This is a genomic window from Microvirga roseola (genome assembly GCF_020866965.1).
Taxonomy (GTDB): domain Bacteria; phylum Pseudomonadota; class Alphaproteobacteria; order Rhizobiales; family Beijerinckiaceae; genus Microvirga; species Microvirga roseola.
The window spans coordinates 1-11,562 of sequence record NZ_JAJATX010000085.1 but is presented as its reverse complement, the minus strand read 5'-3'; the positions used below and the strand labels follow the sequence as shown (position 1 = coordinate 11,562).

13 protein-coding genes and 1 pseudogene are annotated in these 11,562 nt (G+C 66.3%); 8 read left to right on the top strand and 6 right to left on the bottom strand.

What is annotated here, in order from left to right:
* Positions 1 to 252 (top strand): annotated as a pseudogene (locus tag LG661_RS22945) (hypothetical protein); the annotation flags it as partial.
* A 14-nt stretch (positions 253 to 266) separates the two neighbouring features.
* On the opposite strand, the gene LG661_RS22940 reads toward LG661_RS22945, so the two are convergent.
* Positions 267 to 1,418 carry a trans-sulfuration enzyme family protein gene (locus LG661_RS22940; protein ID WP_230534316.1) on the bottom strand — a complete coding sequence of 384 codons (1,152 nt, stop codon included), beginning with the start codon at positions 1,416 to 1,418 and terminating at the stop codon, positions 267 to 269.
* A 68-nt stretch (positions 1,419 to 1,486) separates the two neighbouring features.
* On the opposite strand from LG661_RS22940, the gene LG661_RS22935 reads away from it, so the two are divergent.
* Entirely contained in the window at positions 1,487 to 1,999 is a 513-nt protein-coding gene (locus LG661_RS22935) for a TspO/MBR family protein (RefSeq protein WP_230534315.1), read from the top strand.
* Between the two features lie 4 nt (positions 2,000 to 2,003).
* On the opposite strand, the gene hpt is transcribed toward LG661_RS22935, so the two are convergent.
* A complete protein-coding gene (gene hpt / locus LG661_RS22930; protein ID WP_230534314.1) occupies positions 2,004 to 2,576 on the bottom strand; it encodes a hypoxanthine phosphoribosyltransferase in 573 nt (190 codons plus the stop codon).
* A gap of 324 nt (positions 2,577 to 2,900) precedes the next feature.
* Here hpt and ftsE point away from each other — a divergent pair, with 324 nt between their 5' ends.
* The 5 genes from ftsE (at position 2,901) to LG661_RS22905 (ending at position 6,841) form a co-directional block, all read left to right on the top strand.
* Complete coding sequence (ftsE, locus tag LG661_RS22925; RefSeq protein ID WP_230534317.1) at positions 2,901 to 3,569, top strand: cell division ATP-binding protein FtsE; 669 nt, start codon at positions 2,901 to 2,903, stop codon at positions 3,567 to 3,569.
* Positions 3,566 to 4,540: a cell division protein FtsX gene (locus LG661_RS22920; protein ID WP_407666815.1), complete on the top strand. Its 975-nt coding sequence runs from the start codon at positions 3,566 to 3,568 to the stop codon at positions 4,538 to 4,540. The genes ftsE and LG661_RS22920 overlap by 4 nt, the downstream gene beginning before the upstream one ends.
* 68 nt (positions 4,541 to 4,608) lie before the next feature.
* Positions 4,609 to 5,397 (top strand): YdcF family protein, encoded by a 789-nt coding sequence (locus LG661_RS22915; protein WP_407666814.1) that lies wholly within the window; start codon positions 4,609 to 4,611, stop codon positions 5,395 to 5,397.
* 92 nt (positions 5,398 to 5,489) lie between these two features.
* The gene (locus LG661_RS22910; protein ID WP_230534311.1) at positions 5,490 to 6,257 is read left to right on the top strand and encodes a lysophospholipid acyltransferase family protein; all 768 of its coding nucleotides are present in this window, start codon (positions 5,490 to 5,492) and stop codon (positions 6,255 to 6,257) included.
* A gap of 221 nt (positions 6,258 to 6,478) precedes the next feature.
* Entirely contained in the window at positions 6,479 to 6,841 is a 363-nt protein-coding gene (locus LG661_RS22905) for a hypothetical protein (RefSeq protein WP_322098910.1), read from the top strand.
* A 7-nt stretch (positions 6,842 to 6,848) separates the two neighbouring features.
* Here the strand turns inward: LG661_RS22905 and LG661_RS22900 are convergent, their stop codons facing one another.
* Positions 6,849 to 7,421, bottom strand: a complete 573-nt coding sequence (locus LG661_RS22900; RefSeq protein WP_230534309.1) for a gamma-glutamylcyclotransferase — start codon at positions 7,419 to 7,421, stop codon at positions 6,849 to 6,851.
* 45 nt (positions 7,422 to 7,466) lie between these two features.
* Here LG661_RS22900 and LG661_RS22895 point away from each other — a divergent pair, with 45 nt between their 5' ends.
* The gene (locus LG661_RS22895; RefSeq protein WP_230534308.1) at positions 7,467 to 8,519 is read left to right on the top strand and encodes a DUF2125 domain-containing protein; all 1,053 of its coding nucleotides are present in this window, start codon (positions 7,467 to 7,469) and stop codon (positions 8,517 to 8,519) included.
* Here LG661_RS22895 and LG661_RS22890 read toward each other — a convergent pair.
* Genes LG661_RS22890 through LG661_RS22880 form a run of 3 tightly spaced genes read right to left on the bottom strand, consistent with a single transcriptional unit; the run spans position 8,513 to position 11,452 of the window.
* The gene (locus LG661_RS22890; protein ID WP_230534307.1) at positions 8,513 to 9,460 is read right to left on the bottom strand and encodes a prephenate/arogenate dehydrogenase family protein; all 948 of its coding nucleotides are present in this window, start codon (positions 9,458 to 9,460) and stop codon (positions 8,513 to 8,515) included. The genes LG661_RS22895 and LG661_RS22890 overlap by 7 nt on opposite strands.
* Positions 9,453 to 10,556 carry a pyridoxal phosphate-dependent aminotransferase gene (locus LG661_RS22885; protein WP_230534306.1) on the bottom strand — a complete coding sequence of 368 codons (1,104 nt, stop codon included), beginning with the start codon at positions 10,554 to 10,556 and terminating at the stop codon, positions 9,453 to 9,455. The genes LG661_RS22890 and LG661_RS22885 overlap by 8 nt, the downstream gene beginning before the upstream one ends.
* Before the next feature lie 56 nt (positions 10,557 to 10,612).
* Positions 10,613 to 11,452, bottom strand: a complete 840-nt coding sequence (locus LG661_RS22880; RefSeq protein ID WP_230534305.1) for a chorismate mutase — start codon at positions 11,450 to 11,452, stop codon at positions 10,613 to 10,615.
* Positions 11,453 to 11,562 lie beyond the last annotated feature (110 nt).

The window sequence follows — 11,562 nt, the reverse complement described above, 5'->3', positions numbered from 1 at the left end:
CTATCGTGCAGGGCGGGAGGGAGAGCCGTCCATCCCATTAGGTGGCTCCTGCGCATGGCCGGTCCCGTCGATCCCGACGGAAAGACGCCGCTCGATCTCCAGATCAGCTTTTTCCACCAGCGTCGGGCCGTGAGGGCGGCGGCGCGGCGTATGCTGGCCTGGAATCCTGAGAGGATCATCCTCGCTCACGGGCGATGGTACGGCTCGAACGGCACGGCCGAACTGCGGCGAGCGTTCCGCTGGGCTCTCTAGAGCACAGACCGGACTTAAGCCCTTAGCGCGATATCGAGATCCGAAAAGAGATCCTCCACGTCCTCGATGCCGGTGGAGAGGCGCAGCAGGTCCGGCGGGCAGGGCGTTCCCGGTCCCTCGATGGAAGCCCGGTGCTCGATAAGGCTCTCGACGCCGCCGAGCGATGTTGCACGCTTCCACAGACCCACCCGCGCCGCCGCTCGGATCGCGGCGGCCTCGCCCTCCATCACCTGGATCGAGAGCATGTAGCCGAAGCCGCCTTCCATCTGCCGGGCGGCGATATCGTGGCCTGGATGCTGCGGCAGACCGGGATAGAGGACCCGCGCCACCTTCGGGTGGTCGGAAAAGCGCTGGGCCAGCTCCAGGGCGCTCTTGGCCTGGGCCGAGGCGCGCACATGGAGCGTGCGCATGCCGCGCATGAGGAGATAAGCCTCGAAGGGACCGAGGATCGCACCCTGCATCTTGCGGATGGAGACGATCTTCTCCCAGAAGGCATCGGCCTTCGCGCCGGCCAGCGCCCCCGCCACCACGTCGGAATGACCGTTCAGCACCTTGGTCGCCGCATGCATGACAATATCGGCCCCGAGGCGGAGGGGCCGGGTATGGACCGGCGAGGCGGTGGTGGAATCGACGGCAAGCCGCGCCCCCGCTGCATGGGCGATTTCGGCGGCGGCGGCGATGTCGGTGATGGTCCAGAGCGGATTGGAAGGCGTCTCGACCCAGACGAGCTTGGTGCGGCCAGGCACGACGGCTTTCGTCAGGGCGTCGAGATCGTCGGTTTCCACGAAATCCACAGCCAGGCCCCAGCGTACCGCCTCCGTCGCGAGCCAATTGCGCAGGGCCCAGTACATGACCTTGGACGCCACGATATGGTCGCCGGGGTTGAGGGCCTGGAACACGGCGGTTGCCGCCGCCATGCCGGAGGAAAAGAGCAGCGCGCCGGCTCCTGCCTCCTCCAGCATGGCCAGGACCTCTTCGGCCTCGCGGGTGGTGGCGTTGTCGGGGCGGCCATAAACGAAGCCGGAGCTGTAGGCGTTGTCCTCGTCGCGGATATAGGTGGTCGCCACGTGGATCGGCGGCACGATGGCCTTCGTGATCGGGTCCACATGGCCCATGGCCTGGGCGGTCAGGCTGCGCTTCGACCATTGCGGCCGCGATGACGACATGGGAATCTCCGGAAACGGGACGGGTTGCGTAGCGGGATGCGTGGCTCATCCATAAAGGGATTTCGCGGATGACGCATCCAGCTTCTTCAACATGGGACGGTGAGCCCACCCCGCCGCTGCGGCGCTTTCTGATCGCGGTCCTGCCCGTGGTGGCGGTGAGCGTCGCGGGAAGCCTCGTGACCACGCCGAATATTCCGACCTGGTATGCGGGCCTGGAGAAGCCCGGCTTCACGCCCCCGAACTGGCTCTTCGCGCCGGTCTGGACCGCCCTTTACGCCATGATGGCCTATGCGCTCTGGCGCATCCTCGCCCTGCCCAGGAACCTTCCCGGGCGCTCTGCGGCGGTTACGGCCTTCTTCGTGCAGCTTGTCCTGAACTCGCTCTGGTCCTTCGCCTTCTTCGGCGCGAACAGCCCGCTTGCGGGTCTCATCGTCATCGCCGCATTGATCGTCGCGATCCTCGCGACGATTCACGCCTTCTGGCGGCTCGACCGAATCGCGGCGCTCCTGCTCGCGCCCTATCTCGCCTGGGTGATCTACGCCACGGCCCTGAACGCGGCGATCTGGCAGCTCAATCCCTGAGGGATCAGGCCTTCTCGTCGAACAGGTCCGGGCTGTCGTCGTGGTGATCGACCACGCCGACGAAGGGCAGCTGGCGATAGGAATGGGCCACGTCCATGCCGTAGCCGACCACGAACACGTCGGGGCAGGTGAAGCCCACGAAGTCGGGGTGGATCTGAACGGCGCGCTTGCCGGGCTTCTCCAGCAGGACGGCGGTCATCACGCGCTTGGCCCCGCGGGCCATCAGCAAGTCCTTGGCGAAGGTGACTGTACGGCCGGATTCCAGAATATCGTCCACCAGCAGCACGTCACGGCCGCGAACATCGCTTTCCACATCGCGCAGAATCGTGACCTGGCCGGTGGAGACCGTTCCGTCGAGATAGCTCGACAGATGCACGAACTCGACCTGCGGCTCGAGACCGGCCCGGTGCAGGGCGCGGATCAGATCGGCCGCGAACATGAAGCTGCCCTTCAGCACGGCGACGACGAGCAGGTTCTTGGGCTTCGAAGCCGTAATCTCCTGCGCCAGCGTCTCGTTGCGCTTGGCGATCGTCTCTTCGTCGAAAAGAACCCGGATGCGGGGGGAAGCAGTCATCATCATTCGTCCAGACAATAGCGGGCCATCAGGCCTGCTCCTTCACGACCATGCCCGGACAGCGAAGTCAAACGGACTTAGCGTCTTTCACGGTAAAGTTTGCCGGAAATCATGCTTAAGAGCCCCGTCCTGCGGCAAAGTTCCGCGAGCCCGGCAGCGCGGGTTCGCTTCCCGTCCTCGTGCGATGGATTTATGCCTTGCTAACCATAATCGGCGATAAGGGAGCGAATCGCCTGCCGCCGGGCAGGCTTCGTCACGGTTTTTTCTGTTTCAAGGATGGCTCGAGCGGGCGTGAAGGCGGTTTACAACGAGGACTTCGAGGAAGGCATGGCTCCGTCCGTGCACTTCGAGAATGTGGGTGTGCGTTACGGCATGGGACCCGAGGTCCTGCGCGACCTGACCTTCTCCATCGAGCCCAACTCCTTCCAATTCCTCACCGGCCCTTCGGGTGCAGGCAAGACGACGCTGCTGCGGCTGATCCTGCTCTCGGTCAAGCCGACCCGCGGCCTGATCTCCCTCTTCGGCGAGGACGTCTCCCGTATCTCGAAGGACGAGCTGACGGACCTGCGCCGCCGCATGGGCGTGGTGTTCCAGGATTTCCGCCTCCTCGATCATCTCACGACCTATGAGAACGTGGCCCTGCCCCTGCGCGTGCAGGGAAAGGATGAAGCGAGCTATCGCGCCGAGGTCGTCGAGCTCCTGCGCTGGGTGGGACTGGGCGATCGCATGCACATGCTGCCGCCGGTGCTCTCGGGCGGCGAGAAGCAGCGCGCGGCGATCGCCCGCGCGCTCATCGTACGGCCCGACCTGCTGCTGGCCGACGAGCCCACCGGCAACGTGGACCCCTCGCTGGCGCGGCGGCTCCTGCGCCTTTTCATCGAGCTGAACCGGCTCGGCACCTCGGTCATCATCGCGACCCACGATTTCAGCCTCATGGACCAGCTCAACGTCCGCCGCCTCGTGCTCGGCGATGGCCGGCTGCATATCGACGAATGAGCGACATGTCCCAGGTCCGTCCCCGGAAGGCTCAGGCGGCGGAGACCGGCAGGAAGCCCCTGCCCGCCTCTCTGCAGCGCAACGCCCCTCTCGTCCCGGTCGATTCCGCCGGCGGGCAGGCGCTGGCGGCGGTCATTGCCATTCTCACCTTTCTGGCGGCGCTCTGCGCAGGCGGGGCCGAGCTGGTGGCCGCCAGCTCCGCACAGTGGCGCTCCGACATCGCCCGCGAGGTGACGATCCAGATCCGTCCCAATCCCCAGCGCTCCATCGAGGCCGATGTGCAGCGCGCGGTGGCCCTGGCGCGGCAGACTCCGGGCGTGGAGCAGGCCCAGCCCTTCTCCCGGGAAGAGTCCGAGCGGTTGCTCGAGCCGTGGCTCGGCACGGGCCTCGACTTCAACGACCTGCCGGTGCCGCGCCTGATCGTGATCAAGCTCCAGGAGGGCGCGCGGCCCGACTTCGCGCCCCTCCGGGAGGCGCTGCGGAGCGAGGTCCCGGGGGCGAGCCTGGACGATCACGCGCTGTGGGTCTCCCGGCTCTCGACCATGGCGAACACGATCATCGCCATCAGCATCGGTCTCGTCATTCTGGTCCTCGTCGCGGCAGGGCTTGCGGTGATCTTCGCCACCCGTGGCGCGATGGCCGGAAATCGCGAGGTGGTGGATGTGCTCCACTTCGTGGGAGCAAACGACGATTTCATCGCCCGCGAATTCCAGCGCCGCTTCTTCCGGCTCGGACTTCGCGGCGCCGCCGTCGGTGCGGGCGCGGCCATGGCCCTGACGACCCTGCTCGGCCTCGTGACCCGCTCCTGGCGAGCGAGCCCTGCAGGCGACCAGATCGAGGCCCTTTTCGGCACCTTCACCATCAGCTGGCGCGGCTATGCGGTGGTGGTTCTGATCGCGCTTCTGGTGGCAATCATCACGGGCATCGTTTCCCGGCTCACGGTGAGACGGTTTCTTAACGGAAATGGTTGACGATACCTCGAGGGTGGAAAAAGAGGGTTGCCTCTCCATTGCCGCATTCTGCATTATCCTGCGCCAAGATGTCCTCGCAAACGCAGACTCTGGCGGCGCCGGGCGCCTTTGAAGCCACTGAAGCCTTGGGTTGGGGTTGGACCATGCCGGGATCGCCTTCCGTTCCTGCGAGGCGATCATGGCTCCGTCGCGCTGCATCGGCAGGCTACTGGCTGGTGACGCTTTCCATCGTCGTGGGTTTCCTTGGTTTCCTGGCCTTCGTCTACAGCCTCGACCGCTTTGAGCAGAAGCCCGAGACCCGCGCCGACGGCATCGTCGCCCTCACCGGCGGAGCCCAGCGGATCGGCGAGGCCATTGACCTTCTGGCGAAGGGCTACGCCAAGCGGCTCCTCATTTCCGGCGTCAACGAGAACACGTCGCGGGAGGAAATCTCCCGCCTCAATCCCGGCCAGCGGAAGCTTTTCGAATGCTGCGTGGATCTCGACTACCGGGCCCGCAACACCATCGGCAACGCCATCGAGACAAGGCGGTGGACCGAGGAGAACCAGTTCGCCACGATCATCGTGGTGACCTCGAATTATCACATGCCCCGTACCCTGGTGGAGCTCGAACACGCGCTCCCCAACCTGCAGAAGATTCCCTATCCGGTGGCGGCAACCATCGACCCGCACGACTGGTGGCGCAACCCGGCCACCGCCCGGGTGCTGTTTTCGGAATACCTGAAGTTCCTGGCGGTCTGGGTCCGCACCCGCATCGAGAGCGATCCCGAGCGCTCGCCGGTGGCGAAGATCATCAGCGGCGGCGCGCCGAGCAAGCAGCCCGGCAAGCAGGCGATGGCGGAGTCCCTGTGGCGCTAAGCCGGCCTCGACGTCATTCCATGCCGGCGCAAAACCCTCTACAGTGACGCGACCGCGGAGCCCCATGCTCCGCTTTTCCTTTTCCCGACGCCATGCTCATCATCCGCTCCCTGCTGTTCAACATCGCCTTCTACGCCAATCTGGTTCTGTGGCTGGTCCTCCTCTTCCCGGGGTTCTTCGTCTCGCGCCGGGCCTTCATGCAGATGGTCAAGCTCTGGGGCCGCACCTCCCTTTGGCTTCTGCACGTCATTGCCGGAACGAAGGTGGTCATCACCGGCCAGGAGAAGATCCCGCCGGGCGGAGCGCTGGTGGCGGCCAAGCACCAATCGTTTCTCGAGACTTTCACCCTCGTGACGATCCTCGACGATCCGACCTACATCCTGAAGCGGGAGCTCATGTGGATTCCCCTCTTCGGCTGGTATCTGGCGAAGGCCCGCTGCGTGCCGGTGAACCGCAGGGCGGGTTCGCTCGCCCTCATCCAGATGACCGCACGGGCAAGGGAGGAGGCCCAGCACGGACGTCAGATCATCATCTTTCCCGAAGGCACCCGCCGCCCGCCGGGCGCTCCTCCGGCCTACAAATACGGCGTGGCCCACCTTTACCAGAATCTCGGCTTCCCCTGCATTCCGATCGCCATGAATTCGGGCCTCTACTGGCCGCGCCGCCAGTTCATCCGCCGTCCCGGCACGGTGCGGATCGAAGTGCTCGACTTCATCCCTCCCGGACTGCCGCGGGAGGAGTTCTTCCAGCTGGTGCAGGAGCAGATCGAGACGGCCTCCAACCGGCTTTATGAGGAGGGCCGGAAAGAACTCGGCCTCGATCCTTCGACCGCCTCGGGGACTTCGCTGTCGGAGGCTTGAAGACTATCAACAGCCACCTGGCCGGGCTCGCCCCGGCCATGCTGCCTCTCGGGCAAGCGAACCGGCAAAAAACGCTCAAATCCAAGTCCTGCCAAGCTTTCAGCCGCCTTGACGACTCACTCGCCGATTCTTACATAATAGAACATATGGCGAACAAACGAACCATATCCTGGAATACGGCCATGCGGGATCTCCGCAACGACCGAATGCGGAGGACTGGCGTGCGCGAGGAACGCTTGAGGGCGACCGCAGGGCTGCGCTCCACACCGACCCTGAGTTCATGGCGTGGTCACTCGGGCCGCCGCTACATCGTCGGCGTCCATCCACTCGATCTCTCGGAGCTGCTCGACGTGAGGGATGCAGTCCTGCTCGCCGTCCGCCGCGACGGGGACGGCACGGCCCACGTGGTCGACGTCGCCATGGCGGGCTCGGAACCGAGCGCAGAGACCCGGACCCGCTGGATGGACAAGGTCAGGGAGTTCGGCGCCTCGGAGCTGCACATCCACCGTCTGGCTGACACCCACGCCAAGCGCCGCGCGATCCTTCAGGATCTCCGCGAGGTCGAGGCGTCTCAGGCCTCCTGAACGCCTCTCACGAATCTCCGTCCAGAGCCCGCGTGATCCGCTGCAGCAGCGGGTCGACCACGTTCATGCCGATCAGGTGCTCATAGGTCGAGCGCACGTAGTCCGGGTTCCGGCCCGAGACGCCCCGCCCCTGCCGCACCAGCCTCAGAACCTCCTCGAAATCCAGCCTGCCGGCATATTGCGCGTGCCTGCGGTCGGCCACATAGCCCAGGGCCCGCACCGTGCGCCCGTCGTCGAGCCTCACGGGCAGACGGCGTTCGAGATAGACCGCCGTCGCCTGCTCGCGCTCGCGCAGATAATGCACCGTCGCCTCGACCTCATCGCTCTCGACCCGGAAGGCGACGCCATGGCAGCGCCCGCCCCGGTCGAGGCCGAGGACGAGGCCGGGATTGTCGGGCGTCCCGCGATGGACATGGGAGAAAATGCAGAGGGAGCGGTGATAGCCGTAGAGATGGGCATGGCGGCGCTCGGCAAAGGGGAAGCCCGGCCGCCACATGAGCGAGCCGTAGCCGAAAACCCAGAGATCGTCCGCCACGTCCTTCATATTCCGGTGATTGCCATGCCCGAAGCTTGCCTGCATCGGGCGCTACCAATTACTACGCATCGACACAACAGGAGATCTTGCATGGCAGAGGCCGCCTCAGCCGGAAATATTCGCCGCAGCCGTTTCTGGCTCTATACGCCCTTCGTCCTGCTTCTGCTGGTGGCCATCGCCTGGAGTGTCGCCTGGTTCGTCATCCGCAACCGCGCCGACGAGGCGCTGGACACCTGGCTTGCGGCTGAAGCGCAGGCCGGACGGCAGTGGGTCTGCACGGACCGGAGAATCGGTGGCTATCCGTTCCGCATCGAGGTGGCTTGCGATTCGCTCACCCTGAACCAGGGGGCGATCACCGCCTCCTTCGGGCCGGTCGAGGCGGTGGCCCAGGTCTATCAGCCCCGCCGCATCATCGCAGAGATCCAGGGCCCCTTCACCCTGACGGACGGCGACGTGACCGTCCAGGGAAGCTGGGACCTGCTGCAGACGAGCATCAATACCTCGCCGACGGGCCTGCGGCGGCTGTCCCTCGTGGCCGAGGCGCCGAAGGTCACCGTGACGGGTCTGACGCCGGAGGAGATCGCGACCTCGGGCCAGCATCTGGAACTCCATGTGCGGCCCAATCCCTCGCGCATGCCGGAGCGGGCTTTCGATGCGGCCGTCTCCATCAGCAAGGCGAACATTCCCGTGCTCGACCGTCTCGTCGGCGGCGCGGAGCCGACCGATCTCGACGCGGACGTGACGCTGACGGAAGCGGAGGGCATCCGGGGCCGGCCCATCGTGGAGGAACTGGAGCGCTGGCGCGCAGCCGAGGGCAAGCTCGATATCCTGAGGCTGGCCGCCGCCAAGGGACCCCGGCGCGTCGAAGCGAAGGGCGACCTCGGATTGGACGAGCTTCACAGGCCCACGGGCCAGTTGACCGTGGCGGCCGCCGGACTCGACGGGCTTCTCGGCAACATCACCGGCAACCGCACGGGCGCCGCCCTGCTCGGCGCCCTCTTCGGCCAGAATCCCCGCAGCGCCGGTCAGGCGAATGACGGCCGCCCGCCGCTCACGCCCCTGCCGCCATTGCGGCTCGACAACGGCTTTCTGGCGCTGGGGCCCTTCGTGATCCCCAATGTCAGGCTGCAGCCGCTCTACTGAGACTCGCGCCGGCGGCCGAAATCCGGCTCCGGCGTTTCCTGGCCGAGCGAGATGATGCCGCGCCGGATGGCGCGGGTGCGGGTGAAGAGGTCGTGGAGCTTGTCGCCCTCGCCCCAGCGGATCGCCCGCGCCAGCAGCGCGATGTCCTCGTTGAGCCGCCCCAGCATCTCCAGCACCGCATCCTTGTTGTGCAGGAAGATGTCGCGCCACATGGTGGGATCGGAGGCGGCGATGCGCGTGAAATCGCGGAAGCCGCCCGCGGAGAACTTGATCACCTCGCTCTGCGTGACGGTCTCGAGATCCGCCGCCGTGCCGACGATGTTGTAGGCGATGAGATGCGGCACGTGGCTCGTGATCGCGAGCACGAGATCGTGGTGCTGCGCACTCATCACCTCCACGTTCGAGCCCATGGCGGCCCAGAAGGCGCGCACGCGCTCGACGGCTTCGTCGGCCGCGTCCTCCGGCGGCGTGAGAATGCACCAGCGGTTATGGAAAAGCGTGGAGAAGCCCGCATCGGGGCCGGAATGCTCCGTGCCCGCCACGGGATGGGCCGGCACGAAATGCACGCCCGCAGGCAGATGCGGCTGCACCTGCGCGACGACGGAGGCCTTCACGGAGCCGACATCCGACACGATGCAGCCGGGCTTGAGGCCCGGCTTCATGGCCTCGGCGACCCTTCCGCAGACGCCGACCGGCACGCAGAGAATGACAAGGTCCGCATCCCTCACGCCCGCAGCGACATCCGTCGTCGCCTCGTCCGCGATCCCGAGTTCGCGCACCCGCGCAACGACCGCGTCGCTCGCATCGATTGCGACGATCTGATGCGCGAGGTTGAGATGCCGCGCGGCGCGGGCGATCGACGAGCCGATGAGCCCGATGCCGATGAGGGCGACACACTCGAAGAGCGGCGTCTCGCGCGCAGGTCCAAGACGCTCAGGCATGCTTTCCGCCGCTCAGGAAGTCGCGCAGGGCCGCCACGACGAGGCCGTTCGCCTCCTCGTCGCCGATGGTCAGGCGCAGGGCATGAGGCAGGCCGTAGGCGTCGATCCGGCGCAGGATCAGCCCGCGGCTGGAAAGGAACGCATCGGCTTCCTTTGCGGTCCTTCCGGGCTCCTGCGGGAAGTGGATCAGCAGGAAGTTGCCGACGCTCGGCGTCACCTTCAGGCCCAGGGCCTCGATCTCGCGGGTAAGCCGGGCAAGCCAGTATTCGTTGTGCTCGATGGCCTTGCCCACATGCGCATCGTCCTGGATCGCCGCGATGCCGGCGGCAATCGCCGGGCCGTTGACGTTGAAGGGCCCGCGGATGCGGTTCACGGCGTCGATGATGTGGGCCGGCCCCACCATCCAGCCGAGGCGCAGGTTCGCCAACCCGTAGATCTTCGAGAAGGTGCGGGTCATCACCACGTTCTCGGAGGTCGCCACGAGCTCGAGGCCGGATTCGTAATCGTTGCGGCGGACGTATTCCGCATAGGCCGCATCGAGCACGAGCACCACGTGCGGAGGCAGTCCCGCATGCAGCCGCTTCACCTCGTCGAACGGCAGGTAGGTGCCGGTCGGGTTGTTAGGATTGGCGAGAAAGACGATCTTGGTCTTCGGCGTGATGCTGGCGAGGATCGCGTCCACATCGGCGCGGTAATCCTTCTCCTTCACCACGACGGGCGTGCCGCCTGCCGCCAGGATCGCGATGCGATAGACGAGAAAGCCGTGCTCCGTGAACACGCCCTCGTCGCCCGGCCCCACATAGGCGTTGGTGATGAGCGACAGAAGCTCGTCCGAGCCCGAGCCGCAGACGATGCGGCTCGGATCGAGGCCGTACTTGGCCGCGACCGCCTCGCGCAGCTTGGTCGCCGCGCCGTCCGGGTAGAGCTCGAGATGATCGAAGGTCCTGATCGCATCCATCGCCTTCGGCGAGGGGCCCAGCGGCGTCTCGTTGGAGGAGAGCTTGTGGATCTTCGCCACCCCTGCGGCTGCGCTCTTTCCGGGCACATAGGCCTCGATCTGCATCACGCCGGGACGGGGTTCGGGACGGACGGACATGGACGGGTTCCTGAAAAGTGAGGTCGCTTCGAGAGGGCTGTAGCGCAGCTTGGATTCTATTTCACGTGGAAACGTTCGGCATGGCTGCCGATCTCGGCGAGTTGTGCAAGGCTCGCGCCTGCCTGCGCCATGGCCTGCTGAAGCCGGGCGGGCTCGACGCTGCCGGGCACGGCGATGAGTTCCGAGAGACCGGTGGCGTCCGCGGCGCTGGCCACCACTTCGCCGCCGAGGCGCGTCAGGGCCTCGTTCGCGCCCCGGTGCCAGCGCTCGAACTGCGCCGCATAGAGCACCACGTCGCGCACGGCCGCATCCGTCAGCGGCTTGGAGATCACGAAGACGGGCGTGCCGGCGGGATGGTCGGGCCGTTCGATGAAGGGCAGGCGCGCGATGATCTTCGGCCGGTCCCTGTCCGCGAGCGTGCGCCACCAGGCGCCGCTGGTCGCGCCCTGGTCGAGGCGGAAGATGCCGAGATCGCCGCGCGAGGTCGCCACCGCCTCGATCACCGCCGCCGCGCTCGGATGGGTCACGTAGGGCACCGTGAAGCCGAAATGGAACCGGGCCGAGTCGCGCATGGGCGCGTCGCCGCCGGAAATGTCGGCATGGACGGCATAGGGGGCCTGCACATAGGTGAAGGTGCCGATGATGACCCGCCAGATGCTCTCCACGGTATCGAGGGGCAGCAGGCCTTCGTGGCGCTCGGCCAGGGCCTTCATCATTGAGGCCTCGCGCCCGGGCCGGAAGGCCGAACTCAGACCCGTCTCGGAGGCTTTCTTCGACGCGATCAGTCGGTCGATGATGGTGCTTCGCTCCATGAGCAGCCGGTGCATCGCCTCGTCGATACGGTCGATCTCCTGGCGCAGATCGGCAAGGGACGGGGCAGGCTTCTCGGCAATCATGGCGGTATCCTCGGGTCGAGCGTTCTTCTTTGGCCTTTTCGCAGGTCTTTGTCATCCTTTCGCGTCGCAGCCCGCGCCGGATCGTTCTCGGCCCCTGGTCGGAGCGAGGG